This window comes from Brevundimonas sp. (assembly GCF_051858995.1).
In the GTDB taxonomy this organism is placed as follows: Bacteria; Pseudomonadota; Alphaproteobacteria; order Caulobacterales; family Caulobacteraceae; genus Brevundimonas.
In genome coordinates, this window is the sequence record NZ_JBHYGN010000002.1 from 19,183 (window position 1) to 43,904 (window position 24,722).

Annotated in this window: 26 protein-coding genes; 14 read left to right on the forward strand and 12 right to left on the reverse strand. The window is 68.8% G+C overall.

The window, feature by feature from the left end:
• Positions 1 to 47: 47 nt before the first annotated feature.
• A complete protein-coding gene (locus tag ACTIEF_RS02810; RefSeq protein ID WP_439470678.1) occupies positions 48 to 593 on the reverse strand; it encodes a hypothetical protein in 546 nt (181 codons plus the stop codon).
• A 74-nt stretch (positions 594 to 667) separates the two neighbouring features.
• Positions 668 to 2,167, reverse strand: a complete 1,500-nt coding sequence (locus tag ACTIEF_RS02815; protein WP_439470679.1) for a phosphomannomutase/phosphoglucomutase — start codon at positions 2,165 to 2,167, stop codon at positions 668 to 670.
• 184 nt (positions 2,168 to 2,351) lie between these two features.
• Between ACTIEF_RS02815 and gpmA the strand changes: the two genes are divergently transcribed.
• The 3 genes from gpmA (at position 2,352) to ACTIEF_RS02830 (ending at position 5,040) form a co-directional block, all read left to right on the forward strand.
• Positions 2,352 to 3,071, forward strand: a complete 720-nt coding sequence (gene gpmA / locus ACTIEF_RS02820; RefSeq protein WP_439470680.1) for a 2,3-diphosphoglycerate-dependent phosphoglycerate mutase — start codon at positions 2,352 to 2,354, stop codon at positions 3,069 to 3,071.
• Positions 3,072 to 3,073: 2 nt separating this feature from the next.
• Entirely contained in the window at positions 3,074 to 3,712 is a 639-nt protein-coding gene (gene ribD / locus ACTIEF_RS02825) for a bifunctional diaminohydroxyphosphoribosylaminopyrimidine deaminase/5-amino-6-(5-phosphoribosylamino)uracil reductase RibD (protein WP_439470681.1), read from the forward strand.
• 62 nt (positions 3,713 to 3,774) lie between these two features.
• Positions 3,775 to 5,040 carry a pentapeptide repeat-containing protein gene (locus tag ACTIEF_RS02830; protein ID WP_439470682.1) on the forward strand — a complete coding sequence of 422 codons (1,266 nt, stop codon included), beginning with the start codon at positions 3,775 to 3,777 and terminating at the stop codon, positions 5,038 to 5,040.
• A 101-nt stretch (positions 5,041 to 5,141) separates the two neighbouring features.
• Here the strand turns inward: ACTIEF_RS02830 and ACTIEF_RS02835 are convergent, their stop codons facing one another.
• On the reverse strand, positions 5,142 to 5,618 hold the full coding sequence (locus tag ACTIEF_RS02835) for an Hsp20 family protein (protein WP_439470683.1): 477 nt from the start codon (positions 5,616 to 5,618) through the stop codon (positions 5,142 to 5,144).
• 261 nt (positions 5,619 to 5,879) lie between these two features.
• Here ACTIEF_RS02835 and ACTIEF_RS02840 point away from each other — a divergent pair, with 261 nt between their 5' ends.
• The 3 genes from ACTIEF_RS02840 (at position 5,880) to ACTIEF_RS02850 (ending at position 8,796) form a co-directional block, all read left to right on the forward strand.
• The gene (locus ACTIEF_RS02840) at positions 5,880 to 6,707 is read left to right on the forward strand and encodes a class I SAM-dependent methyltransferase (RefSeq protein ID WP_439470684.1); all 828 of its coding nucleotides are present in this window, start codon (positions 5,880 to 5,882) and stop codon (positions 6,705 to 6,707) included.
• 95 nt (positions 6,708 to 6,802) lie between these two features.
• On the forward strand, positions 6,803 to 7,714 hold the full coding sequence (locus ACTIEF_RS02845) for a class I SAM-dependent methyltransferase (protein ID WP_439470685.1): 912 nt from the start codon (positions 6,803 to 6,805) through the stop codon (positions 7,712 to 7,714).
• Positions 7,711 to 8,796, forward strand: coding sequence for an alpha/beta fold hydrolase (locus ACTIEF_RS02850; protein WP_439470686.1), 1,086 nt, complete (start codon positions 7,711 to 7,713; stop codon positions 8,794 to 8,796). Before ACTIEF_RS02845 ends, ACTIEF_RS02850 begins: the two co-directional genes overlap by 4 nt.
• A 139-nt stretch (positions 8,797 to 8,935) precedes the next feature.
• Here ACTIEF_RS02850 and hisN read toward each other — a convergent pair whose 3' ends face one another.
• Both hisN and ACTIEF_RS02860 read right to left on the reverse strand, forming a co-directional pair.
• Positions 8,936 to 9,721, reverse strand: a complete 786-nt coding sequence (gene hisN / locus ACTIEF_RS02855; protein ID WP_439470687.1) for a histidinol-phosphatase — start codon at positions 9,719 to 9,721, stop codon at positions 8,936 to 8,938.
• Positions 9,722 to 9,840: 119 nt separating this feature from the next.
• Positions 9,841 to 10,224 carry a helix-turn-helix domain-containing protein gene (locus ACTIEF_RS02860; protein ID WP_439470688.1) on the reverse strand — a complete coding sequence of 128 codons (384 nt, stop codon included), beginning with the start codon at positions 10,222 to 10,224 and terminating at the stop codon, positions 9,841 to 9,843.
• Positions 10,225 to 10,405: 181 nt separating this feature from the next.
• Between ACTIEF_RS02860 and ACTIEF_RS02865 the strand changes: the two genes are divergently transcribed.
• A complete protein-coding gene (locus ACTIEF_RS02865) occupies positions 10,406 to 10,648 on the forward strand; it encodes a GlsB/YeaQ/YmgE family stress response membrane protein (RefSeq protein ID WP_439470689.1) in 243 nt (80 codons plus the stop codon).
• Between the two features lie 67 nt (positions 10,649 to 10,715).
• Here ACTIEF_RS02865 and ACTIEF_RS02870 read toward each other — a convergent pair whose 3' ends face one another.
• Positions 10,716 to 11,078 carry a hypothetical protein gene (locus ACTIEF_RS02870; RefSeq protein ID WP_439470690.1) on the reverse strand — a complete coding sequence of 121 codons (363 nt, stop codon included), beginning with the start codon at positions 11,076 to 11,078 and terminating at the stop codon, positions 10,716 to 10,718.
• Positions 11,079 to 11,184: 106 nt separating this feature from the next.
• On the opposite strand from ACTIEF_RS02870, the gene ACTIEF_RS02875 reads away from it, so the two are divergent.
• On the forward strand, positions 11,185 to 12,924 hold the full coding sequence (locus ACTIEF_RS02875) for a GNAT family N-acetyltransferase (RefSeq protein ID WP_439470691.1): 1,740 nt from the start codon (positions 11,185 to 11,187) through the stop codon (positions 12,922 to 12,924).
• Here ACTIEF_RS02875 and typA read toward each other — a convergent pair.
• Positions 12,921 to 14,753 (reverse strand): translational GTPase TypA, encoded by a 1,833-nt coding sequence (typA, locus tag ACTIEF_RS02880; RefSeq protein ID WP_439470692.1) that lies wholly within the window; start codon positions 14,751 to 14,753, stop codon positions 12,921 to 12,923. The genes ACTIEF_RS02875 and typA overlap by 4 nt on opposite strands.
• A 258-nt stretch (positions 14,754 to 15,011) precedes the next feature.
• Between typA and ACTIEF_RS02885 the strand changes: the two genes are divergently transcribed.
• Entirely contained in the window at positions 15,012 to 15,848 is an 837-nt protein-coding gene (locus ACTIEF_RS02885; protein ID WP_439470693.1) for a phosphatase PAP2 family protein, read from the forward strand.
• On the opposite strand, the gene ACTIEF_RS02890 is transcribed toward ACTIEF_RS02885, so the two are convergent.
• Positions 15,735 to 16,340, reverse strand: a complete 606-nt coding sequence (locus tag ACTIEF_RS02890) for a hypothetical protein (protein WP_439470694.1) — start codon at positions 16,338 to 16,340, stop codon at positions 15,735 to 15,737. The two genes, ACTIEF_RS02885 and ACTIEF_RS02890, sit on opposite strands and share 114 nt — an antisense overlap.
• Entirely contained in the window at positions 16,337 to 18,394 is a 2,058-nt protein-coding gene (locus ACTIEF_RS02895; RefSeq protein WP_439470695.1) for an OPT family oligopeptide transporter, read from the reverse strand. The genes ACTIEF_RS02890 and ACTIEF_RS02895 overlap by 4 nt, the downstream gene beginning before the upstream one ends.
• Before the next feature lie 234 nt (positions 18,395 to 18,628).
• Here ACTIEF_RS02895 and ACTIEF_RS02900 point away from each other — a divergent pair, with 234 nt between their 5' ends.
• The 4 genes from ACTIEF_RS02900 to ACTIEF_RS02915 all read left to right on the forward strand — a co-directional run bounded on the left by ACTIEF_RS02900 (position 18,629) and on the right by ACTIEF_RS02915 (position 21,143).
• On the forward strand, positions 18,629 to 19,072 hold the full coding sequence (locus ACTIEF_RS02900) for a cytochrome c (protein ID WP_439470696.1): 444 nt from the start codon (positions 18,629 to 18,631) through the stop codon (positions 19,070 to 19,072).
• A 115-nt stretch (positions 19,073 to 19,187) separates the two neighbouring features.
• Entirely contained in the window at positions 19,188 to 20,051 is an 864-nt protein-coding gene (mutM, locus tag ACTIEF_RS02905) for a bifunctional DNA-formamidopyrimidine glycosylase/DNA-(apurinic or apyrimidinic site) lyase (RefSeq protein WP_439470697.1), read from the forward strand.
• A gap of 82 nt (positions 20,052 to 20,133) precedes the next feature.
• Positions 20,134 to 20,670 (forward strand): DUF1697 domain-containing protein, encoded by a 537-nt coding sequence (locus tag ACTIEF_RS02910; RefSeq protein ID WP_439470698.1) that lies wholly within the window; start codon positions 20,134 to 20,136, stop codon positions 20,668 to 20,670.
• Positions 20,667 to 21,143 (forward strand): hypothetical protein, encoded by a 477-nt coding sequence (locus ACTIEF_RS02915; RefSeq protein ID WP_439470699.1) that lies wholly within the window; start codon positions 20,667 to 20,669, stop codon positions 21,141 to 21,143. Before ACTIEF_RS02910 ends, ACTIEF_RS02915 begins: the two co-directional genes overlap by 4 nt.
• Positions 21,144 to 21,155: 12 nt before the next feature.
• Here the strand turns inward: ACTIEF_RS02915 and ACTIEF_RS02920 are convergent, their stop codons facing one another.
• Positions 21,156 to 21,686: a hypothetical protein gene (locus ACTIEF_RS02920; protein ID WP_439470700.1), complete on the reverse strand. Its 531-nt coding sequence runs from the start codon at positions 21,684 to 21,686 to the stop codon at positions 21,156 to 21,158.
• On the opposite strand from ACTIEF_RS02920, the gene ACTIEF_RS02925 reads away from it, so the two are divergent.
• A complete protein-coding gene (locus ACTIEF_RS02925) occupies positions 21,648 to 22,436 on the forward strand; it encodes an enoyl-CoA hydratase-related protein (protein ID WP_439470701.1) in 789 nt (262 codons plus the stop codon). The two genes, ACTIEF_RS02920 and ACTIEF_RS02925, sit on opposite strands and share 39 nt — an antisense overlap.
• A gap of 63 nt (positions 22,437 to 22,499) precedes the next feature.
• Here the strand turns inward: ACTIEF_RS02925 and ACTIEF_RS02930 are convergent, their stop codons facing one another.
• The gene (locus ACTIEF_RS02930) at positions 22,500 to 24,314 is read right to left on the reverse strand and encodes a M56 family metallopeptidase (protein ID WP_439470702.1); all 1,815 of its coding nucleotides are present in this window, start codon (positions 24,312 to 24,314) and stop codon (positions 22,500 to 22,502) included.
• Positions 24,311 to 24,688 carry a BlaI/MecI/CopY family transcriptional regulator gene (locus ACTIEF_RS02935; RefSeq protein ID WP_439470703.1) on the reverse strand — a complete coding sequence of 126 codons (378 nt, stop codon included), beginning with the start codon at positions 24,686 to 24,688 and terminating at the stop codon, positions 24,311 to 24,313. Before ACTIEF_RS02935 ends, ACTIEF_RS02930 begins: the two co-directional genes overlap by 4 nt.
• Between the last annotated feature and the right edge of the window lie 34 nt (positions 24,689 to 24,722).

The following is a 24,722-nucleotide window of genomic DNA, read 5'->3' on the forward strand; positions in this document are numbered from 1 at the left end:
GTTTTGATCGGGTTCTGGACCGCGCCGGGAAGGGGTTCAACCCCGGATCAGTCCGCCGGGCAGGCGTAGGCCTCGCGATAGGGCTTGTCGAAGCAGCCCTGCAGGCGCCGCAGGGCGCGGGCGTTGATCTGGTTGCGCATCCCCTCCTGCGCCGACAGGGCCGTCACCGCGGCGTCCATGGCGGGCCGGTCCTTGGTCAGGAAGGCGTGGGTGCCCAGGACGTAGGTGTTCCAGTCGAAATTGTCGGGCGTCATTTCCTCGCGCCGGATGGTGGTGGCCATCACCCGCGCCGCCTCGAGCTCCGCGCCAGACGAGGCGAGGTACTGGCCCAGATGCCAGCTGACGACCTGCCGCTGGCGTTCGGTCAGTTCCGGTCCGTGGAGCAGATAGTCCTCGCTGACCCGCGCCGCCTCGACGTAGCACTCGCGTTCGCCCAGCTTGCGCGCCGTCCACGGGTTCACGCCCGCCTGATCGAAGGATTCGAAGCTCAGGGTCCGGTTGGCCGCCAGATGGTCAGGCGTCAGGGCGCAGCCGAGGGCGGCGTCGGGCGAGGCGGCTTGCAGGGCGAGGGCGGTCACGAGGGCGGCGAGCATGGTCAGCGACTCCGTTACGGTGAAGCTTCACGATGCCCGCGCCATTGTGTCGGAATCAGGCCCGGCGGCGGGGCTCAGATTTCCTGGTTATACGCGCCGATCTCTTCGTACTTCGCCAGGCGCGGTTTCACTTCCTCGCGGAACAGGGCGCGCATGTCGTCTTCCGACCGCATGCTCTCGACCACGACCACCAGCTCCGGCTTGTTGGACGAGGCGCGGACCAGAACCCAGCTGCCGTCCTCCAGGTGCACCCGCACGCCGTTGACGGTGATGGCCTCCACGATCTTGCGGCCCAGAATCTCGCCGCCCGCGTCGGCCAGGGCCTGATACTCGGCCACGATCCGCTCCAGCACATCGTACTTCAGCTCGTCGTCGCAGTGCGGACTCATCGTCAGCGACGTCCACGCATCCGGCAGGGCGGTCTTCAGTTCGCTGAGGCTCTTGCCCGGATTGCGGTCCAGCATGGCCAGGACGGCGCCGGCGGCCACAATGCCGTCGTCATAGCCGTGGCCCAGCGGGGCGTTGAAGAAGAAGTGGCCCGACTTCTCGAAGCCCGCCAGCGCGCCCAGCTCGGCCGTCTTGCGCTTGATGTAGCTGTGGCCCGTCTTCCAGTAGACGGTCTCGGCCCCGTTGGCCTTCAGCACCTCGTCGGTCTTGTACAGGCCCGTCGATTTCACATCGACGACGAAGGTCGCGTTCGGGTGCAGGGCCGACAGGTCGCGGCCCAGCATCAGGCCGATCTTGTCGGCGAAGATTTCCTCGCCGGTGTTGTCCACCACGCCGCAGCGGTCTCCATCGCCGTCGAAGCCCAGCGCCAGATCGGCCCCGGTTTCCTTCACCCGCTGGGCCATCTGCACCAGCATGGCGTGGTCTTCCGGGTTCGGGTTGTATTTCGGGAAGGTGTAGTCGAGGTCGGTGTCCATCTCGATCACCTCGGCGCCCATCCGACGCAGGGCCTCGGGGGCGAAGGCGCCCGCCGTGCCGTTGCCGCAGGCCGCGACGACTTTGAGCGGGCGGGTCAGCTTCACCTTGGACACGATGTCGGCGATGTATTTCTCGCGGAAGCCCTCGATGTGGACCAGCTTGCCGCCTTCGCGCGACATGCCCTGATTTTCCAGCACGATCTCCTTCAGGCGACCGATCTCGTCGGGGCCGAAGGTCAGGGGCGGGTTGGCGCCCATCTTCACGCCGGTCCAGCCGTTCTCGTTGTGGCTGGCGGTGACCATGGCCACGCAGGGCGCGCCGAGCTCGAACTGGGCGAAATAGGCCATCGGCGACAGGGCCAGGCCGATGTCCAGCACCTCCATCCCGCCTTCCAGAAGGCCCAGTATCAGCGCCTGCTTCACCGACAGGGAGTAGCTGCGGAAGTCGTGACCCACGACGATCTTGGGCCGCTGGCCGATCTCGTGAATGTAGGTCGCCAGGCCCAGGCCCAGCGCCTGAATGCCCAGCAGGTTGATTTCCTTCTCCAGCACCCAGCGCGCGTCGTACTCGCGGAAGCCCGTCGCCTTCACCAGCGGCGTGGTTTCGTATTCGGCGGTGTTCGGGCGAAGGTCGGCGCGGGGCTTCAGCATGGAATGTCCTGATTGGCCGGACCGAAGTGGTCGCGGCGAAAGGTGCGCCTTGATAGCCCCGGGCGCTCGGGCGCCGCAACAACGCGCGAACGTCGTCATGGGTGCGGAACGCCGGGCGCGGCGCAAAGCTTGACCCTTCCGGACCCCGGGCCTACGCCCGACAGACCATAGTCCGGAGACCCGCATGCCCCGCCTGATCCTGCTGCGCCATGGCCAGAGCCAGTGGAACCTCGAGAACCGCTTCACCGGCTGGGTCGACGTCGACCTGACCGCCGAGGGCGAGGCGCAGGCGCGCAAGGGCGGCGAACTGATCGCCGGCGCCGACTTCCATCCGGCGGTCATGTTCACCTCGGTCCTCAAACGGGCCAAGCGGACCGGCGCTCTGGCGCTGGATTCGGCGGGCCTGAAAGATGTGCCGGTGGTCGAGGACTGGCGTCTGAACGAGCGCCACTACGGCGGCCTGACCGGGCTGGACAAGGCCGAGACCGCCGCCAAGCACGGCGAGGACCAGGTCAAGATCTGGCGCCGCAGCTATGACATCCCGCCGCCGCCGCTGGCGCCGGGCGGCGAATGGGACTTCACCGCCGACCCCCGCTACGCGGGCAAGGACATCCCGGACACCGAAAGCCTGAAGACCACGTTGGATCGCGTCCTGCCCTATTGGGACGCCGACATCGCCCCGCGCCTCAAGGCGGGCGAGGACGTGCTGATCGCCGCCCACGGCAACAGCCTGCGCGCCATCGTCAAACACCTGTTCAACGTGCCGGACGACCGGATCGTCGGCGTCGAGATCCCCACGGGCAACCCGCTGGAGATCGATCTGGACGCGTCGCTGACCCCGACCGCCGCCCGCTATCTCGACGCCGAGCGCGCCACCCCCCTGCCGCCGATCGCCGGAGCCTGATCATGACCAGCGCGCAGCAGACCTCGGACGATATCCGCTTCATGGGCCGGGCCATCGCCTTGGCCAAGGCGCGGATGGGCCAGACATGGCCGAACCCCGCGGTCGGCTGCGTGATCGTCAAGGACGGCGAGGTGGTCTCCGAAGCCGCCACCGCCCCCGGCGGTCGTCCCCATGCCGAGGAACAGGCCGTTCCGGCGGCGGGCGACAAGGCGAAGGGCGCGACCGCCTATGTGACCATGGAGCCCTGCGGCGCCCGGTCCTCGGGCCGCACCTCCTGCTCGCACTTCCTGATGGACGCGGGCGTGTCGCGCGTGGTCGTCGCCGCCGTCGATCCCTCGCCCTTCGCCTCGGGCCGGGGCGTCGAGCGGCTGAAAAAGGCCGGGCTGGACGTCGAGACCGGCCTGCTCTCGCAGGAGGCCGCCGTCCTCTATGAAGGCTACCTCCATCGGGTCGAGACCGGTCGCCCCATGGTCCGCATCAGCGAGACCGGCGAGGGCTTCGACGCCCGCTTCGCCGCCTCCTCGCGCGCCGATCTGGAAACCGAGCTGAAACGCCTCGGCGAGGCCGGCTACACCCGCCTGTGGGTCGGTCCCGGCGAGCTGGCCGACGCCCTGCGCGAACAGGGCCTGCTGACCCTCTAAGCGTGGCCTTACGACGTTAGAAACACACGTTTTTTTAAGCGCGAGCGTGCCATTCTGGCGCAATGTCGGGAAGTAACGCCCAAACCCCCGCCGCCAGAAAGCGGATCACCCAACAGGAACTGGACGCCATCTGCGCCCGGCACGACCGCCTGTGGCAGGCCAAGCCCGGCGGCGCCCGCGCGGTCTTCGCCTGGATGGACCTGTCGGGCCTGTCGCTGGCGGGGCGCAACCTGGCCGACGCCGACTTCGCCGCCGCCTGCCTGATCGACTGCGACCTGTCCGGCTGCCGCCTCGACAATGCGACCTTCTTCGGCGCCGACATGCAGGACGCCTGTTTCCGCGACGCCAGCATGCGTCGCTCCGACCTGCGCGGCGCCTGCCTGCGCGGCGCCGACCTGACGGGCGCGGACCTGTTCGAGGCCGACCTGCGTGAAGGCACCATCGCCGCCGCGGACTCCCGGCTGGGCTTCCGCGTGGTCGAGGCCCGCGCCGTGCGCGACACCGTCGCCCAGGGCGCCTGTCTGGCCGGGGCCAACCTGGAACGGTCCAAGCTGACCGGCGTGGTCGCCGTCGCCGCCGACTTCTCCGACGCCATCATGAAGGACTGCAAGCTGGTCCGGGCAAATCTGAAGCAGGCCAGCTTCAAGGGCGCCAACCTCGCCGGGGCCGACCTGTCGGGCGCCGACCTGACCGGGGCCGACCTGCGCGATGCGGTTCTGGTTGGGGTCAAGGCCGCCATGTGGCGCACGGACGGGGCCGACATGTCCGGCGCCCTGACCGACGACAAGCCCGCCGGCGCGCCGGTCGGCAAGATGCCCGCCGCCGACATGCTGTCCGAACACGCCCAGTGGTGCGAAACCGGCGGCGCCTCGGGCCGTCCCTCGGTCTTTGACGGCGTGGACCTGCGGGCGCTGAAGTCTATCCGGGGCTACAACCTGACCGCCCTCTCGGCCAAGGGCGCGGTCTTCTACGGCCTCGACATGGGCGGGGTGCAGCTTCAGGGCGCGCATCTGGAAGGGGCCGACCTGCGCTCGGTCAATCTGCGCGGCGCGGACCTGCGCGGCGCCCGGCTGGCCCGGGCCCGTCTGGACGGCGCCGACCTGCGCGAGGCCCAGTTGGGGCCGTTGATGATCGCCGCCGACCGCCTGATGCCCGTCGACCTGAGCGGGGCCAGCCTGAAGAGCGCTGACCTGTCCGGCGCCGACCTCAAGCGCGCCAATCTGGCCAACGCCGAGCTGAACCGGGCCATCATGCACGGCGCCTGCCTGCGTCAGGCCGAGATGCGGGGCGCGATCACCACCGGCGCGCGCGGCCTCGACCTCTCCTGACAACGAAAAAGGGCGGCGCTTTCGCACCGCCCTCTCTCTTGGCCTATCGCCTGTCGGCTGCTTGAGGCCGGATCGGCCAACCGCAGGCTCTGAGCGGCGTCTTACGCCGCCTTCGCCTTCTTGCCTTCGATCAGCTTGGAGCCGCCGCCGATCTCGATGCGGCGCGGCTTCAGGGCCTCCGGCAGCTCGCGGGCCAATTCGATCGACAGCAGGCCGTTCGACAGGTCGGCTGTCTTCACCACCACATAGTCGGCCAGCTGGAAGCGTCGCTCGAAGTCGCGCTCGGCCAGGCCGCGATGCAGGAAGTTGCGCTCGGGGGCGGTGGTGTCCGCGCCGTCATTGGCGGTCTTGCGGCCGGTGACGGTGAGCAGGTTCTCCTTCACCTCGATGTTCAGCTCGTCGGGCTTGAAGCCGGCGACGGCGATCTCGATGCGATAGGCGTTCTCGCCCGTGGTCTCGATGTTGTAGGGCGGCCAGCCGTTTTCCTGGCTGGTGCGCGCGGCGCTTTCCAGCAGATTGGCCAGACGGTCGAAACCGACAGCCGAACGGTACAGCGGCGAGAAATCATAGGTACGCATGGCATCCTCCTGAGGATCAGCAAGGTGACCGGCCCCGCGGTTTGTATGCCCGGACCGGCGATGGGAGTTCGGCTCGTGCGGCCCGTGATCGGCCCCGCGCGCTCCGGAGGCCCCGGGATCGGCGGCCTCGAGAGCTCAGATGGGAAGCCGCGTTTCGACGTCAAGACCGCGTGATCCTGTCGCGTTCCGCGCGATGCGACTTGCCCCCTTGGACCGGCGCCGTCAGGGTCGCCGCCTCTTTGAACCTCACCGGGCAAATCGATGCGTCTGACCGTTCTGGCCATGGCCGCCACCCTGTTCATTCCAGCGGCCGCCGTCGCCCAGACCCTGCCGCCCCTGCCCAGTCTGGACGAGACCCCAGCCCAGCGTTCGGCCCGCCGCGCCGCCATGGCCCCGCCCGAGTTGCAGGAAGACGCCGCCCTGCAGGCCGCCGTGGCCTCGGCGACCCGGCCGGAGGCGGACCGCGCCCGCGACGCCTACCGCCATCCCTTCGAGACCCTGACCTTCTGGGGCCTGCGCCCGAACCTGACTGTGGTGGAGATCGAGCCGGGCCGCGCGGGCTGGTGGCGCAACATCCTCGAGCCCTACGCCGCCGCCACCGGCGGGCGCTACGTCCCGGTCAACCGTCCGCTGGAAGGCATGGGCGTCGAGGACGGGACCGCCGACATGATCGTGGTCGCCCGCGCCCTGCACAACTGGCACCGCAGCGAGCGCACCGCCCCCTACATGGCCGCCTTCTTCAAGGCGCTGAAGCCGGGCGGCGTCCTCGCCATCGAGCAGCATCGCGGGCCCGAGGGACTAAACGCCGACGCCACCGCCCCCACCGGCTATGTGTCCGAAAGCTATGTCATCCACGCCGCCCAGGCCGCGGGCTTCGTGCTGGAGGGCCGCAGCGAACTGAACGCCAATCCGCGCGACGACCATGACCACCCCTACGGCGTCTGGACCCTGCCGCCGACCCGGGTCAGCGCCCCGCGCGAGGGCAACGCCAACGACCGGCCCACGCCCCTCACCGCCGAGGAGCGCGCCGCCTTCGACGCGGTCGGTGAAAGCGACCGCATGACCCTTCGTTTCCGCAAGCCGGACTGAGGTGATGTGCGTTTTGACCGCGCGGGGGAACAAGGTTAAGCCCTCCGTTCCGGGGCGGGGCCAGAGGCGTCCGGACCGTCCTGCGGGGGCCGTGCATGAATGATTTGAACAAGGGTTGGCGACCGCTTCTGTCCCGCCGCGCCGTGCTTTCCGGCGTGGCCGCCTCGGCCCTGCTCGGGCTGGCCGCCTGTGGCGAGAAGGAAGAGACCGCCGAACCGCCGGCCACGCCGGATGGTCCGCCCAAGGGATCGCTGGAATGGGCTGTCGCCGGTCCGTGGCGCGCCCAGGACAAGGCGCGCGACGCCGCCCGCCATCCGATGGAGACCCTGCGCTTCTTCGGCCTCCAGCCGCGCTTCACCGTGGTCGACTTCTGGCCAGGCAGCGGCTGGTACACCGAGATCATCGCCCCCTACCTCGCCGAGGGCGCCGGCCACTACATCGCCGCCGGCTTCCAGACCGGACCGGGCGCCGATCCGGCGCAGGTCCAACTGATGGCCGCCTTCCAGCAGCGCTTCACCAACGACCGCAAGCTCTACGGCGAGATCGAGCTCAGCGCCTTCGGCGCCACCTCCGGCCCGGTCGCTCCGGCGGGTACGGCCGATCTGGTCCTGTTCATGCGCAACCTGCACATCTGGATGGCCTCGGGCATCGCGGAGAAGGCCTTCGCCGACGCCTGGGCCGCCCTGCGCCCCGGCGGCATTCTGGGCGTCGAACAGCACCGGCTCGGCCCTGACCAGGATCAGGACCCCGCCGCGGCGAACGGATACGTCCAGGAAGCGTTCGTTCGACAACTGGCGGCGGAAGCGGGCTTCGCCTTCGTCGCCGCGTCGGAAATCAACGCGAATGAAAGGGATACCAAGGATCATCCCTTCGGAGTGGACACCCTGCCGCCGCTGCGTCTGACCGCGCCGCGCGGAACCGCGCCGGACCCGACCTTCGATCGTGCGAAATACGACGAGATCGGCGAAAGCGATCGCATGACCTTGAAGTTCAGGAAGCCTGAGTGAACCGAGCCGCCGCCTACGCCGCCAATGCGCCTCTGATGGGCGTTCCGGGCGCTTCCTCGCCCCCCGGTGGCGAGGGCGAATGGTTCCGCGGCGCCGGCGGCCTGCGCCTGCGCGCCGCCTTCTGGACCCCGTCGGCCCTCGTCGCGAAGAAGCCGCGCGGCACCGTGGTGCTCAGCCCCGGCCGCACCGAGCCGATCGAGAAGTATTTCGAGGTCATCGGCAATTTCCTCGCGCGCGGCTGGTGCGTGCTGGCGCATGACTGGCGCGGTCAGGGCCTGTCGGCTCGCCTGCTGCCGGATCGCCTCAAGGGCCACGCCCGCGCGGTCGAGGAGTTCCTCGACGACTACGCCCGCCTGCTCGACGCCTTCGAGGCCCGCGCGCCCAAGCCGTGGATCATGGTCGGCCATTCCATGGGCGGCGCCCTGAACCTGATGACGCTGGAGAACGGCGAGGAGCGCTTCTCGGGCGCGATCCTGTCCAGCCCCATGCTGCGCATCAAGACCGGCAAGCGGTCGATGTGGTCGGTCAAGCTGGCCGTCCGCTGGAACCTGCGTCACGGCAAGGCGGGCGACTATGTGCTTGATGATCCGGACGATCCCTTCGACCACACGTTCGAGAAGGACGCCCTGACCTCGGACGAGACCCGCTACGAACAGTGGCGGCAGCAACTCTTCGCCTGCCCGCATCTGGCCGTCGGCGGCCCGACCTGGGGCTGGCTGGCCTTCGGGCTCGATGTCGGCGAGCGTGCGCTCAAGCCCAAGGCGCTGAAGTCGGTCCGCATTCCGGTCGCCGTCGTTCAGTCGGGCGAGGACGACCGCGTCTGGAAGCAGACCAACAAATGGGCCGCCAAGCGGCTGGGTCGCGGCCGCTATGTCGAGATTCCGGGCGCCAAGCACGAGCCGATCATGGAGACCGACGACAAGCGCGCGGTCTTCCTTGAGGAGTTCGACGCCATGGCGGCCTACGTTTCGCCGGTCGAGGACCTGAGCCCCGCCGTCGTCGCCCAGCCGGAACCGGCCGCCGATCCGGCGCAACCCCTTGGATTCCCGCCGTCCTCGACGCCGGAACCATCGGCGGCCTGAGAAGTGACGAGTGGCTAAGGGGCGAGTGGTTAGCGGGGCAAGCGCTTGTCATCCCGGGCGGCGCGCAGTTGCAACCTACTAGCCACTAGCCACTAGCCACTAGCCACTAGCCACTAGCCACTAGCCACTAGCCACTCCCTCAAACCGCTGCCCGTTTCAGCGTCACCAGCGCCTGATCGATCAGGCGTTCGTCGCCGACGGCCAGAACCTGGCCGCCGTCGTCGGGCTTGCCGCCGCGCCAGTTGACCACCTTGCCGCCCGCCGCTTCGATCACCGGGATCAGCGCCGACCAGTCCCAGGTCTTCAGGCTGGTCTCGGCGACCAGATCCATATGACCTGATGCGAGCATGGCGTAGGCGTAAGCGTCGCAGCCCAGCCGGGCCAGCCGCGCCGCCGCCCGCACCTGCGTCCAGGCGCCCAGTTCGGCGCCGTTGAAGATGTTGGGATCGGTGGTCGAGATGACCGCCTCGGTCAGCTTCTCGCATGAGCGGACCTTCAGCGGGGTCTCGCCGCCGCTGCGGATCAGGCGCGCGCCCGACGGGCCGCCCAGGAAGATTTCATCCAGATAGGGTTGAGCGATCACGCCCACGGTCGCCTCGCCACGCACTCGCAGGGCGATCAGGGTCGTCCACAGCGGCAGGCCCGAGATGAAGGCGCGGGTCCCGTCGATGGGGTCCAGCACCCAGACGAACTCGGCCTCCGGCCGGTCCTCGCCGTACTCCTCGCCGATCACCCCGTGGTCGGGATAGTGTTCGGCGATCAGCTTGCGGATCGCGGCTTCCGCCTGTTTGTCGGCCTCGGTGACCGGGTCGAAGCCCGCCTTGCCGCCCTTGTCGACGTGCCCGATGTCCGAGCGGAAGAAGGGCAGGGTGACGGCCGCGGCCGTGTTCGCCAGCTCGACGATGAAGCGCTCATGTTCGGTCATGGCAGGCGGCATACCCACGCGCCGCCCGCCTGTCACCGGATGATCGCCGTCCACCATGCTGTGCAACGCATCGGGGACGGCCTCCCGGGCGCTGTGCAACGCGCCACGGGGGAACACTCTCAGGCTGCGGCCGGGGGTTCCTCGGCGTGCAGCGATTTCGCCAGATCCAGCAGACGGCGGCGCGGACGTTCGCCCAGCTGGTAGTAGGCCTGGATCAGGTCGAGCGTTTCTTTGCGGGAAAACATCTCACCGCCCTGGCTGGCGGCTTCCTTGCGTTCGATGGCCTCTTCCAGACCATCGTAGAAATAGCTGACCGGCGATTCCAGCGCCTCAGCCAGTTGCCACAGGCGGGCGGCCGAGATGCGGTTGGCGCCGCACTCGTACTTCTGGATTTGCTGGAACCGGATTCCGACCTGCATGGCCAGCTGCTGCTGGGTCAGGCCCAGCAGGCGACGACGGCGGCGCAGGCGGCGTCCGAGGTGAAGATCGATGTCCGAAGCCATGGCCCGGGTCCCTTGATGATCCGCCTGTCCCGATGCGGGACGGCTCGCCCTCCACGCTTCAAGGGGCATGCCGCGCTCGCGTCCCGGGGGATTACGGGTGAGCGTCGTTCTCTAAGGCCAAGGCAACCCGTCGCCGATAGGAGCGTTTGCCCGCCGAGCGTTGCTTTGTGGAGAGAGCGAAATGAGCATTATTTTCTGGATCATCGTCGGCATCATCGCCGGCTGGCTGGCCGAGCAGATCATGGGCCGCAATCACGGCCTGCTGACCAATCTGCTGGTCGGCATCGTCGGCGCCCTGATCGGCGGCTTTATCGCCAATGCGCTGGGCTTTACCTGGGGCGGCTGGATCGGTTCGACCATCGTCGCCACCCTCGGCGCCTGTCTGCTGCTGTTCCTGCTGGGGCTGATGAAGCGCAGGGCCTGATCCGGTCCTGGGCCAATGAAAAAGGGCGGCTCCTTCGAGAGCCGCCCTTTCTGTTATCCGGAGCCTATCAGGCGCCCGGAGGCGTGGTCGGAGCCGGTTCCGGCTCGCTGTCGTCATCATCCGGGGTCTGGCCGTCCTGCGTCGGCTGATCCGGGGGGGTGGGCTCGGGCGCGGGCGGAACGGGCTGCTGCCAGGAATCCGGCGCGGGCTGGGTCGGGGTGGTTCCCGGTTGCGTCGGCGCATTCGGGTCAGTCGGCGCATTCGGGTCGGTCGGCGCCGGAGCCGTCTGTTCCGGCTGGGCCGGAGCGGGCTGGTCCTGTGTTGCCGGCGGCGTGGCGGGAGGAGTTTGCGGGGCCGTGTCCTGGGCGAACGCCGGAGCGGTCATGAGGAACAGGCCGGCGACGCCAGTGAGGAGCGCGGTCTTTCGCATGATGATGCCTCTGTCCAGGCGAGCAGGAAGCGCTCGCACGGGAAGGCAAACACCTCGTATTTCTGTTTGTTTCAGCCGCCCGCAAATGACCTTGGACTTGCCGTGATTGGCCGATTCCGGGTCTATCTGCGCCATGGATCGAAACAGGACAGGGCAGGGCAACAGACTTCTGACGCGGGCGTTCGCCCTGCTGTTCGAAGTGTCGCCCCACATCTTCGCCCTGCTGGCGGTGGGGGCGGGCGTGGTCCTGCTGACCTCCGGCGTGACCCCGGCCTATGAGGACCGGCTGGACGACATCCGCGCCATCCTGCCGCCCATCCTGATCGAACTGTCCCACTTCGGGGCCAGTATCTCGGGCTTCCTGCTGCTGCTCCTGTCCGCAGGCCTGTGGCGGCGTCGGCGCGGCGCCTGGCTGGCGGCCATGGTCGTCCTGTTGCTGGCCGCGTCCTTCTCCCTGCTCAAGGGGCTGGACTGGGAGGAGGCGGCCGAACTGCTGGTCCTCGCCGCCGTTCTGGCCCCGTGCCGCGCGGCCTTCGACCGCCGCTCCCGCCTGTTCGAGGCCCTGTCGCCGTCCTGGGTCATGCTCGTCCTGACGGTGGTCGCGGGCATGCTGTGGCTGGGCTTCTTCGCCTATCGCGACGTGGCCTACACCGATGATCTATGGTGGAGCCTGCTGATCGACCGCGAGGTCTCCGGCTTCCTGCGGGTCGGCGCCGTGCTGGCCCTGCTGGCGGTGATCGTCGCCGGCCGCTCCCTGATCTCCGCCCCCGGCGCCCGCAGCCATGGCCCCGCCGACGAGGCCGATGTCGTTCGCGCCCTGCTGATCCTGCAGGCGGGCGAGGGCGTTCTGCCCGACGGGTGGCTGGCCATGCTGCGCGACAAGGCCCTGCTGTTCAGCCCCTCGGGCCGCTCCTTCATCGCCTATCGGGTCCGGGGCCGTCGCTGGATCACCATGGGCGAGCCGGTCGGTCCGGAGGAGGAGCACCTGGCCCTGCTCTGGGCCTTCGCCGAACTGGCCGACAGCTACGGCGGCGTCGCCGTCTTCTACGCGGTCGAGGAGACCGCCCTGGCGGACCTCGCCACCATGGGGCTGGCCGTGCGCAAGATCGGCGAGGAGGCCCTGGTCGACACCCACGCCTTCACCCTGCAGGGCAAGTCGCGCCAGAACCTGCGCACCGCCGTCAATCGCTGCGAGCGCGAGGGGGCGACCTTCGAAATGCTGCCCGCGGGCGCGGCCCTGGCCGACATGGCGCAACTGCGCGCCGTCTCCGACGTCTGGCTGACCAATCACATCGGGACCGAGAAGGGCTTTTCGCTGGGCCGATTCGATCCCGACTACCTGGCCCTGACCCCCATCGCCGTCGTCCGGCAGGGCGGCCGGATCGTCGCCTTCGCCAATCTGATGCCCGGCGGCGACCGGCTCGCCGTGGACCTGATGCGCTTCACTCCGGACGCCCCGCCCGGCGCCATGGATTATCTGTTCATCCACGCCATTCAGTGGGCCAAGGACGAGGGCTATCGCTGGCTGGATTTGGGCCGCGCCCCGCTGGCGGGGCTGGAGAACCGCCGCCTCGCCCCCGTCTTCGCCCGTGTCGGCGCCCTGGTCTTCGAAGAGGGGGGCGCCCTGTACGGCTTCGCGGGCCTACGCGCCTGGAAGGCGAAATTCGCCCCCGAATGGCGGCCCTGCTTCATCGCGGCCCCGACCTCGACCCCGCTGGCCCTGGCCCTTCTGGACGTCGCCCTGCTGACCAGCGGCGGCTGGATCGGCATGCTGGGCCTGAACGCAAAAATGGCGAGCCCTGCGGCTCGCCCTTCTGAAGCTCCAGCTGTCGCCGAGGAGGCTTAGTCTTCCTTCACGCGGCGCTTGCGGAAGCTGGGGTTCAGCACCGACTTGCGCAGGCGGATCGACTTCGGCGTCACTTCCACCAATTCGTCGCTCTCGATGTAGGCGATGGCCTGCTCCAGCGATGGACGGCGCGGCGGGGTCAGGCGCACGGCCTCGTCCTTGCCCGAGGCGCGGACGTTGGTCAGTTGCTTGCCCTTGATCGGGTTGACGTCGAGGTCGTCCGAACGCGAGTTCTCGCCGATGATCATGCCCTGATAGGTCTTCTCGCCGGCGCCGACGAACATCACGCCGCGCTCTTCCAGATTCCACAGGGCGTAGGCCGCGGTTTCACCGTCCGAGTTCGAGACCAGCACGCCCTTCAGACGGCCTTCGATGGCGCCCTTGTAGGGCTCGTAGTGGCTGAACACGCGGTTCAGCACGCCCGAGCCGCGAGTGTCGGTCAGGAACTCCCCCTGATAGCCGATCAGCGAACGCGACGGGCAGGCCAGCTGGATGCGGGTCTTGCCGGCGCCAGACGGGCCCATGTCCTTCAGCTCGGCCTTGCGGGTCGACAGCTTCTCGATGACCACGCCGGTGAACTCGTCGTCCACGTCGATGACCACGTCCTCGATCGGCTCCAGACGCTCGCCGTTCTCGCCGGTCTGATAGACCACGCGCGGACGCGAGATCGACACCTCGAAGCCTTCACGCCGCATGTTCTCGATCAGCACGCCCAGCTGCAGTTCGCCACGACCGGCGACTTCATAGGCGTCGGCGCCCGGGGTCTCGGTGATGCGGATGGCGACGTTGGCCTCCGCTTCCTTCAGCAGGCGGTCACGGATGACGCGCGACTGGACCTTGTCGCCTTCGCGACCGGCCAGCGGGCTGTCGTTGACCGAGACGGTCATCGAGATGGTGGGCGGATCGATCGGCTGGGCGTCCAGCGGCTCGGTGACGTCCAGGGCGCACAGGGTGTCGGCCACGGTCGCCTTCGACATGCCGGCGATGGCGACGATGTCGCCCGCTTCCGAACCTTCGTCCAGCGGTTGGCGCTTCAGGCCGCGGAAGGCCAGCACCTTGGTGATGCGGCCCTGTTCGATGGTCTTGCCGTCGCGGTCCAGCGCCTTGATCGGCATGCCCGGAACGGCTTTGCCGCTCTCGATACGGCCGGTCAGGATGCGGCCCAGGAACGGGTCGCTCTCGATCAGCACATTCAGGATGCGGAACGGCTTGTCCTTGTTGGCCTGCACGGCGGGCGGCGGCACGTGGTCGACGATCAGGTCGAACAGCGGGGCCAGGGTGTCCGACTTCTCGTTCAGGTCCAGGGTCGCCCAGCCGTTACGGCCCGAGGCGTAGATGTGCGGGAAGTCCAGTTGCTCGGGCGAGGCGCCGATGGCCTCGAACAGCTCGATGGTTTCCAGGTGAACGCGGTCCGGGTCGGCGTGAGCGCGGTCGACCTTGTTGATGCAGAGGATGGGACGCAGGCCCATCTTCAGCGCCTTGGTCAGAACGAATTTGGTCTGGGGCATGACGCCCTCTTCGGCGTCCACCAGGATGACGCAGCCGTCCACCATGCCCAGGATGCGTTCGACTTCGCCGCCGAAGTCGGCGTGGCCGGGGGTGTCGATGATGTTGATGCGGGTCTCGCCCGCCTTGCCGTTCCACAGGACCGAGGTAGCCTTGGCCAGGATGGTGATCCCGCGCTCTTTTTCCTGGTCGTTGGAGTCCATCGCGCGCTCGGTGGTCGCTTCGTTGGCTCGGAACACGCCCGATTGAGCGAGCAGTTGGTCCACCAGGGTCGTCTTGCCGTGGTCAACGTGGGCGATGATGGCGACGTTGCGCAGATTCATTTGAGTATCGCGAATGGGCGGCCGGAACGGTTCGGGCCGCTGGACAGGGCATAATTGCGGGAAGGCGCGCGCCTCTTACAGGCAAGTGGACCGAAACGCCAGCGCGGCCGCTGAACCGCGTAATTTCATACCCTGCTCCTTGTTCGGATCGAGCGTCGCTTCGCCGTCCGAAAACCGATGCCGGACCGCCGTGGAACCGTGTCCGCCCCGACGCACGAGTCAGGCAATCCGGTTCCGGGTTGAGGGGCGGGGGCCATCATGACCGAACCGGGGTTCGACCGTTGGGGAACGGTCGCGCCGACGTGGGCGCAACGCCGACGTCGATGGGCGCGGCGGCTGGATCGCGCGCGTGTGCGGCTGGGCCTGTTGGCCACGGCGGCGCCTCGGATGCTGGATTCGCTGACCCTCAGCCTGTCGGTCGTCGGCGCCCTGACCCTGCTGTTCCTGCTCTTCCCGCAGATCGATCTGGCCGCCACAGATCTCTTCTACCGGGCGGGCGAGGGCTTTCCGGCCAGCCGGGATCCCCTGCTGCGCGCCTTCCGCGAGAGTTCTGACTTCGTCCTGATCGTGTTGGCCCTCGGCCTGATCGCGCGGCTGCTCCGGGTGCTGGTCCGTCGGGGCGGAGCGGGCCTGATGGCGGCCCGGCGCAGCGTCTTCCTGCTCGCGGCCCTCGCCGTCGGCCCCGGCCTGGTGGTCAACGGGGTGCTGAAGAGCTGGTGGGGTCGTCCGCGCCCGGTCGGCGTCGACCTGTTCGGCGGCGACGCCCCTTACCAGACGGTCTGGCGCATCAGCGACTGGTGCCAGTCCAACTGCTCTTTCGTCAGCGGCGAGGGCGCGCTGGCCGCCTGGTTCGTCGCCGTCCTGGTGCTGGTTCCGGGGCGCTATCGCCCCGTCGCCGCCGCGCCGACGGTCTTCTACGCCACGCTTCTGTCCGTCAATCGGCTGGCCTTCGGCGGCCACTTCCTGTCGGACGTCCTGCTGTCATGGGCGATCAGCGCCGTGGTCTTCGCCCTGCTCTACCGGGTGATGGTCAGCGCTCCCGGCGTCGCCCGTCGGACCCGTGTCTGGCGCGGTCTGGTCCCCGCCGCCGCCTGAGCGGCGACGTCCTGACAGTCTGATCACGGGCCAGATCATGAGACCGCCCAGTGCGATGGCCAAGGCGCCGAGGACCGCCGTGGCGGTCAATGGCAGCATCGGGTCCTGTCGCTGCATCAGAAACACGGCGAGGGCGATCCAGACGAGACCGAACAGGGCCACAAGCAGTCCGACCAACGCCAACGCGACCAGCGGCGCCCAGACCAGCAGGATGCGTCGCGGCCCCGGGGCGGCGCCGGCCCAGCCGAGCGCCCGCGAGTTCAACCACATCCGCCACGCCAGCAGCCCGGCGAGCACCGCGAACCCGAGGGTCATGGACAGCTGATAGACCGGCGGCTCCGAGGTGGCGAAGGCCAGCCCGACGGCTCCGCCCATCGCGCACAGTATCGCCAGCGGCAGGGTGACGCCGTAGATCACCACGACCGATCCCCGGAAGGCTCTCAGAACCTTCCGGGGGCGCGGCGCGATCAGTGGGGCTTGGGTCTCGCTCAAACCTTGGCCGAGCGTCTGCGGACCCAGGCGTACAGGCCGACCGTCAGCACCGCGAAGGCGGCGATGCCGGCCAGCATGGCGGGCCAGGCCGAGCCTTCCGGCAGCATGGCGAACGGGGCTTCGTTGTTGGTGCCGACGATCACCCCGGCGGTCATCACCAGGAACAGGCTTTCGCCCACGATCAGGCCCGAGGCCAGCAGCACGCCCATGCGGCGGCCGACGTCGGCGAAGCGGGTGCCCTTGATCGTCTTGTCATACAGCCAGCCGCCGACCGCGCCGACCACCAGCATCGTGGTCACGGCGGCGGGCAGGTAGAAGCCGATGCCGACGGCCAGCGGCGGCAGCTTGGCCTTGCCGCCGGTCGCCTTGTTCAGCACGGCGTCCAGCACGATGATCACCGCGCCGATCACCGCGCCCAGACCGATCAGGTCCCAGCGCAGTCCGCCCTCGATCACGCCCTTGGCGAGGGCCGAGATCAGGGTCGCCTGCGGGGCGGGCAGCGGATCGTCGGCGATGCCCGGAGGCCCCCCGGCGAAGCCCACGGCCTTGTTCAGCAGGTTCAGGATGATGGGAATGATGATCGCCCCGGCGACGACGCCGATGATCAGGGCCACCTGCTGGCGCCAGGGCGTCGCGCCGACCAGTTGGCCGGTCTTCAGGTCCTGCAGGTTGTCGTTGGCGATGACGGCCACGGCGAAGACGACGGCGGTGACGATCAGGGCGAAGGCCACGACCGACGGATCGGCGGGCACGCCCGCCAGCGCCAGCACGCCCAGCATCAGCACCGAGGCGACGACGATGGCCAGAATGCCCACGCCGGACACCGGGCTGTTCGACGAGCCGATCAGGCCGGCCATGTAGCCGCAGATGGCGGCCACGGCGAAGCCGATGACGATCACATAGATCAGGCCGCCGCCGACCAGCAGCAGGGTCGAGCTGGCCAGCGTCGGATTGCCTTGCGCGAAGACCGCCAGAATGGCCGCGATGCCGACCAGACAGACGACCGACAGACCGGCGACGATATTGATCGGAATGTCCTGTTCGGTGCGGTCCAGCACTTCGCCGTGCTTGCGCTTGGCGTTGGCGGCCAGGGCCGAGGTCAGGCCGCTGATCAGCGGACCGGCCAGCTTGATCAGGGTCCAGATGGCGGCCACGCCGATGACGCCCGCGCCCATGAAGCGGACTTCCTTGGCCCAGACCGTGCTGGCCAGTTCCTCGGCGCCCACGCCCGCGGGCAGGGTCGTCGCGATGGACGGGATGTTGTGCGCCGTCAGCCAGGCGATGAAGTCCGGGCTGGTCAGCAGCGGCACGGCGATGCACCAGGCCAGGATCAGGCCGAACAGCTGGGCCAGACCCACGCTCAGGCCGATCAGGTGGCCGGCGCCCAGCAGGGCGAACTGCATGCCGAAGCCCACGCCGGTCGCCCCGCCGCCCAGCGCGGCCGGAAGCTTGATGAATTTGGCCGCTTCACCGGCGAAGACCCGGCCCGCGACCAGCAGGGAGTAGACGGCCGACACAATGGCGCCCGTCACCACGACCCACAGACCGGCGGCGTTCTCGCGCACCGCGCTCTCGTTCTCCTCGGCCCCGCGCGAGCCGACGGTCAGCACCTCCGCCGCCGCCACGCCTTCGGGGTAGGGCAGGTGCGCCTCCACCACCAGCGCGCGACGCAGGGGGATGGAGAAGGTCACGCCCAGCACGCCGCCGAAGATGCAGATCAGCACCGACTCCCAGAACGGGAACTCCAGCCACCAGCCGACCATGACCAGGCCCGGCAGGACGAAGATGATCGAGCTCATCGCGCCGCCCACCGAGGCGACGGTCTGGACGGTCATGTTCTCCCAGATGGTCGAGGTGCGGAACGCCCGCAGGATCGCCATCGAGATCACCGCCGCCGGGATCGCCGAGGCGAAGGTCAGACCGACCTTCAGGCCCAGATAGGTGTTGGCCGCGGTGAAGATCACCGCCAGCAGACAGCCCAGGACCACGGCCCGGATCGTCAGCTCAATGCGTTTTCCGCCCGTCGTTGCAGGCGTGTTTGTGGCGTCCGTCATACGGCCCTCTCCCGATGTTGCGGCGACCCTAACCATTTTTGCTTCAGGTCGGCACGACCTGAATCCAAAAAATGGTCAGAATACATTTTGAGCGAAACCTGAGCGGGGTTGGACTTCGTCCAATCCCGCTCAGGTTTCGCTCGAACCCGAAATGGGACAGGCGTCGAGTGGCCTCCGGCGATTGACAGTTTCCGCCGCCCGACGGACCGTCCGGCGAAACGGGAGAGGGACCTCATGCGCCGCACACTGACCACCGCCGTGATCGGCCTGCTCTGCCTCGGCGGCGCCGCCAACGCCCAGATCTCGCCCGAGGCCCTGGTCAAGGCGCGGCAGGCGGGCATGGTCCTGTCCGGTTCGGTCGTCGGCGGCATCAAGACCGCGCTCGACGCCGGCCAGGCGCCGTCAACCCAGCGCAATGCGGCCCGCAGCCTGGCCCGCTGGGCCCACACCCTGCCGCAGCTCTTCCCGGAAGGCGCCGATCCCGCCTCCACCGACACCGGCGCCACCCCCGCCGTCTGGACCGACCGCGCGGGCTTTGACGCCAAGGCCGCCGAGTTCGCCGCCGCCGCCGACCGCCTCGCCGAACTCAGCGAAGGCCAGGACGCCGAGGCTTTCACCGCCCAGTGGGGCGTGGTCCGCGCCCAGTGCATGAGCTGCCACGCGGTCTACAAGGAGTGAGGGGAAGGGATCAGGGACCAGGGATTGGGGATTAGGTTTGCCGCGCTTGTCCTGTGCGGCGGCTCCTGGATGCGCTACCTCCCTAGTCCCTAATCCCTGGTCCCTAATCCCTCCAATGCCCGAACTCCCCGAAGTCGAAACCGTCCGGCGCGGCCTGCAGCCGGTGCTGGAGGGCGCGCGGCTGGACCGGACGCGGCAGAACCGCCCCGACCTGCGTTTCCCCTTCCCTGATCGCTTCCCCGAGCGGCTGGACGGCGCGGTGGTCGAGCGGATCGACCGGCGGGCCAAATATCTGCTGATGCGGCTCTCCACCGGCGAGACCTGGGTCACCCACTTGGGCATGACCGGCCGCTTCACCCTCGACGGCCGCCAGCTGGGCGAGTTCGAGGAGCCCGCCCCCATCGCGGGCAAGCACGAACACATGAGCTTCTGCGCCACCAAGGACGGCGCCACCCACCGCGTGGGCTTCGCCGACGCCCGCCGCTTCGGCTTCATGGGCCTGATCCCCACCGATCAGGTCGAGCAGCATCCGTGGTTCGCGGGCATGGGGCCCGAGCCGCTCGGCAACGCCTTCTCCGGCGCCCACCTGTCTGAGGTGTTCGCGGGCCGCAAGCAGAACATCAAGGTCAGCCTGCTCGACCAGCGCCTCGTCGCGGGCCTCGGCAATATCTATGTCTGCGAGGCCCTTTACCGCGCCCGTATCTCGCCCCTGATCGCCGCCGGCAAGGTCTCCAGGCCGCGCCTCGAAACCCTCGCCGCCGTCATCCGCGATGTCCTCAACGACGCCATCGAGGCGGGCGGCTCGACGCTCCGCGACTTCGCCAACGCCGAGGGCGGGCAGGGCTATTTCCAGCACCGCTTCGACGTCTACGGCCGTGAGGGCGAACCCTGCCGCGCCGACGATTGTACCGGCGTGGTCAAGCGCATCGTCCAGGGCGGCCGCTCGACCTTCTACTGCCCGTCCTGCCAGAAGCGGTGACGCGACGGGGTATGGGGTGTCGGGCGTGGGGTGTAGGGTCTGATCCGCTTCACACCCCACCCCCCAAACCCCACACCCTCCCATGCACCGCATTATCCTCTTCCGGGGCATGAACACCGGCGGCGTCCGTGCCCCGGTCGGTGAGCAGCGGGCCATGGCCGAGGCCATGGGGCTGAAGAACCCGCGCACCCTCCAGGCCAGCGGCAATCTGGTTGTCGAGAGCGCCCTCCCCACCGACCGACTCGAGGCCGACATCGAGGCCGCGATGGACAAGACCTTCGACCTGAAGATCGTCGCCATGGCCCGCACCCCCGACCAGTGGACGAAGCTGATCGCCGCCAACCCCTTCCCCGACGAAGCCGCCGCCCAATCGGCCAGGGTGGTGGCCATGGTCATGAAGGACGGGATCAAGGACGGCGGGCTTGAAGCCGTTCAGGCCCTCTGCCGCGACGGCGAGGCGGTCGAGGCTGTCGACGGCGTTCTGTATTTCTGGTTTCCCAACGGTCAGGGCGAGTCCGAGATCTTCAAGAAGGCCACGCCCAAGATGCTCGGCATGGGCACCGGCCGGAACTGGAACACGGTGCTGAAGCTGGCCGAGATGGCGGGAGTGAAGGCATGAGCCTGCGCGAGAAACAGCTTTGGGCCAGTCTGGTCGCGGGCCTTCTGGTCTGGGGCGCCTATGCGGCTCGCGTCGTCCCCATCCTGCTCGATCCCGGCCATCCGCACCCCGCCCGCGCGACGGGTCTGGCCTTCCTGATCGCCCTGGTCGTCTTCGTCTTGGCCGAGGGCGCGCTCGCCGCCGCCATGGCCTGGTTCCAGCGCCGCCATCGCCCGGCCCAGGATCAGGCCCTGACCGACGCCGCCCTTGTCGCTGGTCAGGTCGCCCTGGTCGTCCTGATCGGGCTGGTCGTCCTGACCCTGATCGGCCTGTGGCTCTTCGCCGTCTGGATCGAGAACCAGTACGCCGTCGGCATCGGCGCCACCCTCCTCAGCCGTGCCCCCATGCTGCTGGCCAATCTCCTGCTGCTGGAAATCCTCCTCGCCGAGGGTGTCCGGACCATCCTCACCCTCCTGCTGGTCCGGCGGCGCTGAGTTCCTTCCGGGTCAGAGGGCCTTCCAGACCAGGACCCGCCGCCATTTGGAATCCATTGTGGACAGGGTCCGGGCCACATCCTCATCCGGTTCGCTGAATGCGGAGCCGGCGTCGCCGTCCGAGCCCCACGCACGACTGAACGCCGCGACGAAGACCTCAGGCCTGTCTGTGTTCAATCCTCTGTCCGGCGTCGGATGCAGGCCTTCGAACAGGGTGGTGACGGGCGCGCCCGTCTGCATCCAGTCCTGTTCCGTTCTGACCATGATCAGGTCTCCCTGCTGCTGAATCTCAAGCTCGAACCCGCCCTGGACGATGTAGGTCTCCACCCGCTCGATCAGCTCCGCCGTGTTTGGTTGGCCCGCGCGGAAGAACATCCCAGGGTTTCGTCTCAGGAACGGGATGGTGTCGGTGATCTTCAGCTTGTCGGCGCTGTTCAACGCATCCTCCCGCTTTCGCTGACGCACCGGCGTTTGTAAGACAGCGGCGAACAGGGAGACTGAACCATGTCCGACACCTACGCCAACATCCTGATCGAGCGTCACGACGACGGCTATGCGGTGGTCACCCTGAACCGGCCGGAGGCGCTGAATGCGCTGAACTCGGCCCTGTTCGCTGACCTCGCCGCCTTCCTCGACAGCGTCGAGCATGACGACACGGTGCGTTGCCTGATCCTCACCGGCTCGGGCGACAAGGCCTTCGCCGCCGGCGCGGATATCAAGGAGATGGCCGACCAGTCCTATGCCCAGATGTACACGGGCAACTATTTCGCCCTCGGCCACGACCGCATCACCCGTTTCCGCAAGCCGATCATCGCGGCGGTCAACGGCTTCGCCCTCGGCGGCGGCTGCGAGCTGGCCATGCTGTGCGATTTCATCGTCGCCTCGGAGAAGGCCAAATTCGGCCAGCCCGAGATCAACCTCGGCGTCGCTCCCGGCATCGGCGGCAGCCAGCGCCTGACCCGTCTGGTCGGCAAGTCCAAGGCGATGGACATGGTCCTGACCGCCCGCATGATGGACGCCGCCGAGGCCGAGCGCGCCGGTCTGGCCTCCCGCGTCGTCCCCCACGACGACCTGCTGGCCGAGACCCGCAAGATCGCCGCCAAGATCGCTTCCCAGAGCCCGCTGGCCGTCATGGCCAACAAGGAAATGGTCAACGCCGCGCTCGAAACGACCCTGACCCAAGGCGTCCAGTTCGAACGCCGCCTGTTCCACAGCCTCTTCGCCTTCGACGACCAGAAGGAAGGCATGGCCGCCTTCGTCGAAAAGCGGAAACCGAACTTCACGGGGCAGTAAGAGGCCAGTTTCTCCCCCCTGGGGAGGGGCGCCCGCCTCAGGCTCGGCCACCCCTCCCGGCTATCACCCGCCAAAGTCCAGTGTTGCGGTCAGGTTCCGGGCGCTGCGCTGTGAACCGGCGCCCAGCCGTAGTGTCGTCGGTGCGCTGACCGGCTGGACCGAACCGTCGGTCCGGTGGATGGCCCCGCTCAGCGTATAGGTGCGGTTGCCTTGGCCGAGGCGAGGGAACTCCGCCTCGGTCAGCGGAATGCGGACCTCGCCGTCACCCATGATCACGCTCTCGGCCAGCAATGCGCCGGACGGATCGGTCAGCGTCACGCGCATCCTGTCGCCCGGGTTCAGCTGGCCGCGCCCCTCGATGGTCACCGGCATCCAGGCCACCACCGTGCTCTGCTCCGCCTGGCTCGCCGGGCACGGATAGGCCGCGCGGATCGCGCGGGATGCATATTCATGCGCGCCCTCATCCCGGCGCGGAGACAGGCGGGCGACCTCCCGCTTGCCACGCTCGACATAGGTGTTCAGCGCCGGGCCACGGTCGCTGGTCCCGTCGGACAGCCCGGCGGGCGTACAGACGCCGACACTGTCGATCTGGCCGAACATAACCCCGGCGCAGAAGCCGGCTTCGTCCGGTTTGTCTGACGCGCAGTAGCGCTGATATTCCGCCGCCGAAACCCGTTGAAACTTCGCCTCGGTCTCCGCGCGGTAGGAGGCCTGGACGCTGGTCGTCGCGGCGCGCACTGCCGCGTCTTCGCCATAGCGATGGCCGAGGCGTTCCGGGACCTGCGCGCCGTTCAGTGGTTCGCGCACATCCGGTTCGAACCGGGCGTTGGCGGAATACTGCGGCCGCTCCTGCATCACCGGCTCGCGCTGGGCAGCCAGTGCGGCCGACCCGGCGCCGACCAGCGCCAGACTGACCACGCCGGTCAACAGGGCGCCGATACGGGCGCGGCGGGTCGCCGGGGCGGCGGGGGTCAGGACGGCTTTCAGGCGATGCATGGCGGTGGTCCTTCCGGCGCCGGTGAAGGTGAGGGCGGGCACGGCGCCCGGCCCCTGCGAACCGGCGCGGGTCCGCAGGGCCTCGATCAGGGATTGGGCGTAGGCGCGGCGCGTCTCGGCGGCGGCTCGGTTCAGTGCGACGGCGTCGCAGGCCTCCTCCCGCGCCGCGCTTCGGCGGGCGCGCAGCAGGGGCGCCAGCGGGTTGAAGGCCAGCAGGGCCAGCGCCAGCTCTTCCATCCAGAGGGCGCGATGATCGCCGCGCTTCAGATGCGCCAGTTCATGCGTGATCACCGCCCGCTGCAAGGCGGTGTCGCCGGAAAGGGCCACCGGCATGACCAGCCGCGCGGACCTCAGACCAGCCAGAAGGGGCTCGGTGGCGGCGGTGCTGACCACGACCAGCGGAGCCGTGATCCGGAGCCCACGCGCAACCTCGCGCACCAGTTCGGTCGTGGCCGTATCCGCCGCCTGCCCGCTTTTCAGAAGCGCCGAAAGTCTTCGCGCTCTCCGCGCCAGCACCAACATACGCAGCAGGATCAGCGCTCCCGCCACAACCAGCAGGATCGTCGCGATCAGGCCCGGATCGAGGCTCGGCGCGACCGCCTGAACCCCGACCGGGGCGGCGGTCGTCGCCTCGATCGACTTCACCACGACGGGGCGGGCCGTCAGCGTCGCCACTTCGTGCACCGGCGCGGGCGTCATCAGCAGCAGCGCCGTCGCGACCGGCGGCAGCAGGGGCAGCAGCAGGGCCATGCCCCAGACCCGGTCCCGCAGGCGCGGATCATCACTCATCCGCTCCACCAGCGTCCCACCCGCCAGTCCCAGCCCCGCGACGCAAACGGACAGCCCCAGCGACAGGGCCAGCATCTCGACTGCGCCCATCATTTCGTCTCCGCATCGTCGGCCAGCGCCTGCTCCAGCGCGGCGATGTCCTCGGCGTCCAGAAGCTGGCTGCCCGAGAAGGCCGCGGCGGGCAGGGGGTCGTCGATCTCCAGCAGGGCCGACAGTCGCTTCATCATCCCGCCGATCACCGCCACCTTCGGCTGGGTCGCCTCATAGACGGCGACCCCGTGCACCTCACGCCGGACCAGCAACCCCTTGGCCCGCATCCGCTCCAGCACCGTCCGCGTGGTCGAGGAGGTCCAGCCAAGCCCGTCGGCGATGCGCGTCTGCACCTCCCGCGAACTCAGCGCCCCATCGCGCCAGAAGGCCTTCAGCACATCCAACTCGGCGTCAGTGGGGACGGTTGGTTCGGTCATGGCGGCGCCTGTTGAGTTACGTCAGTCGCTATAG

What these genes read in the sequence shown, in the direction of transcription:
- ACTIEF_RS02810 (WP_439470678.1), bottom strand. Translation starts at nt 593, where the DNA reads ATGCTCGCCGCCCTCGTGACCGCCCTCGCCCTGCAAGCCGCCTCGCCC.
- ACTIEF_RS02815 (WP_439470679.1), bottom strand. Translation starts at nt 2,167, where the DNA reads ATGCTGAAGCCCCGCGCCGACCTTCGCCCGAACACCGCCGAATACGAA.
- gpmA (WP_439470680.1), top strand. Translation starts at nt 2,352, where the DNA reads ATGCCCCGCCTGATCCTGCTGCGCCATGGCCAGAGCCAGTGGAACCTC.
- ribD (WP_439470681.1), top strand. Translation starts at nt 3,074, where the DNA reads ATGACCAGCGCGCAGCAGACCTCGGACGATATCCGCTTCATGGGCCGG.
- ACTIEF_RS02830 (WP_439470682.1), top strand. Translation starts at nt 3,775, where the DNA reads ATGTCGGGAAGTAACGCCCAAACCCCCGCCGCCAGAAAGCGGATCACC.
- ACTIEF_RS02835 (WP_439470683.1), bottom strand. Translation starts at nt 5,618, where the DNA reads ATGCGTACCTATGATTTCTCGCCGCTGTACCGTTCGGCTGTCGGTTTC.
- ACTIEF_RS02840 (WP_439470684.1), top strand. Translation starts at nt 5,880, where the DNA reads ATGCGTCTGACCGTTCTGGCCATGGCCGCCACCCTGTTCATTCCAGCG.
- ACTIEF_RS02845 (WP_439470685.1), top strand. Translation starts at nt 6,803, where the DNA reads ATGAATGATTTGAACAAGGGTTGGCGACCGCTTCTGTCCCGCCGCGCC.
- hisN (WP_439470687.1), bottom strand. Translation starts at nt 9,721, where the DNA reads ATGACCGAACATGAGCGCTTCATCGTCGAGCTGGCGAACACGGCCGCG.
- ACTIEF_RS02860 (WP_439470688.1), bottom strand. Translation starts at nt 10,224, where the DNA reads ATGGCTTCGGACATCGATCTTCACCTCGGACGCCGCCTGCGCCGCCGT.
- ACTIEF_RS02865 (WP_439470689.1), top strand. Translation starts at nt 10,406, where the DNA reads ATGAGCATTATTTTCTGGATCATCGTCGGCATCATCGCCGGCTGGCTG.
- ACTIEF_RS02870 (WP_439470690.1), bottom strand. Translation starts at nt 11,078, where the DNA reads ATGCGAAAGACCGCGCTCCTCACTGGCGTCGCCGGCCTGTTCCTCATG.
- typA (WP_439470692.1), bottom strand. Translation starts at nt 14,753, where the DNA reads ATGAATCTGCGCAACGTCGCCATCATCGCCCACGTTGACCACGGCAAG.
- ACTIEF_RS02885 (WP_439470693.1), top strand. Translation starts at nt 15,012, where the DNA reads ATGACCGAACCGGGGTTCGACCGTTGGGGAACGGTCGCGCCGACGTGG.
- ACTIEF_RS02895 (WP_439470695.1), bottom strand. Translation starts at nt 18,394, where the DNA reads ATGACGGACGCCACAAACACGCCTGCAACGACGGGCGGAAAACGCATT.
- ACTIEF_RS02900 (WP_439470696.1), top strand. Translation starts at nt 18,629, where the DNA reads ATGCGCCGCACACTGACCACCGCCGTGATCGGCCTGCTCTGCCTCGGC.
- mutM (WP_439470697.1), top strand. Translation starts at nt 19,188, where the DNA reads ATGCCCGAACTCCCCGAAGTCGAAACCGTCCGGCGCGGCCTGCAGCCG.
- ACTIEF_RS02910 (WP_439470698.1), top strand. Translation starts at nt 20,134, where the DNA reads ATGCACCGCATTATCCTCTTCCGGGGCATGAACACCGGCGGCGTCCGT.
- ACTIEF_RS02915 (WP_439470699.1), top strand. Translation starts at nt 20,667, where the DNA reads ATGAGCCTGCGCGAGAAACAGCTTTGGGCCAGTCTGGTCGCGGGCCTT.
- ACTIEF_RS02925 (WP_439470701.1), top strand. Translation starts at nt 21,648, where the DNA reads ATGTCCGACACCTACGCCAACATCCTGATCGAGCGTCACGACGACGGC.
- ACTIEF_RS02930 (WP_439470702.1), bottom strand. Translation starts at nt 24,314, where the DNA reads ATGATGGGCGCAGTCGAGATGCTGGCCCTGTCGCTGGGGCTGTCCGTT.
- ACTIEF_RS02935 (WP_439470703.1), bottom strand. Translation starts at nt 24,688, where the DNA reads ATGACCGAACCAACCGTCCCCACTGACGCCGAGTTGGATGTGCTGAAG.